We start from the raw sequence: 206 nt of genomic DNA, 5'->3' as shown, positions 1-206 counted from the left end.
ATCTTCGCCGTCTAACGTAACGATGAGACCACGGACATGGATCTAGCAACACCGATATTTGAACGTAAGATTGCCTCGCGCGAGTCGTTGGCCGAGATGGTGGCCCGCTTGCCAAAGCCGATCGTCTTCACCAACGGCTGTTTCGATATTCTTCACCGGGGCCATGTCACCTATCTGGCCCAGGCGCGGGCGCTGGGGGCGTCGAT

General features: G+C 57.8%; 1 protein-coding gene. It reads left to right on the top strand.

The features are described from left to right. Positions 1-36 precede the first annotated feature (36 nt). On the top strand, positions 37-206 hold a 170-nt coding region (locus ABWL39_RS20970), incomplete at its 3' end, for an adenylyltransferase/cytidyltransferase family protein (RefSeq protein WP_367796183.1).

Source organism: Chitinivorax sp. PXF-14 (assembly GCF_040812015.1).
Lineage (GTDB): Bacteria > Pseudomonadota > Gammaproteobacteria > Burkholderiales > SCOH01 > JBFNXJ01.
This window is presented reverse-complemented; position numbering and strand designations above follow the sequence as displayed.